Origin of the sequence: Mesorhizobium delmotii (genome assembly GCF_900149755.1) — a bacterium.
In the GTDB taxonomy this organism is placed as follows: Bacteria; Pseudomonadota; Alphaproteobacteria; order Rhizobiales; family Rhizobiaceae; genus Mesorhizobium; species Mesorhizobium delmotii.
This window is the reverse complement of the sequence record NZ_FUIG01000015.1, coordinates 1-251: the sequence shown is the minus strand read 5'-3', so window position 1 is coordinate 251 and position 251 is coordinate 1. Positions and strand designations below refer to the sequence as shown.

At 53.8% G+C, this 251-nt stretch carries 1 protein-coding gene; it reads right to left on the bottom strand.

Annotated elements, in window-relative coordinates; all coding sequences use genetic code 11:
• A partial coding sequence (locus tag BQ8482_RS38625; protein WP_244602719.1) for a TetR family transcriptional regulator occupies positions 1–190 on the bottom strand: 190 nt, incomplete at its 3' end.
• Between the last annotated feature and the right edge of the window lie 61 nt (positions 191–251).

Genomic DNA, 251 nt, shown 5'->3' with positions numbered 1-251 from the left:
TCGACGCTGGTATCGCCGCGTCAAGCAGGATAGCAAGATCTGTTTCCCCTTGTTCCAGCAGATGTGCGATCTTGCGTTCCATGTTAAGAAAAGGGATGCGCAAGGCAGCTGCGATAATGTCCGCCTTGCCTTCGTAGTAATGGGTAATCATTCCCGTCGTTACGCCAGCGGCGTTGGCGATGTCGATCATTGTAACTGCGGAAATGCCCTTCTCCGCTATCGCCTTACCCGCTGCCTTAGCGATACGAAGC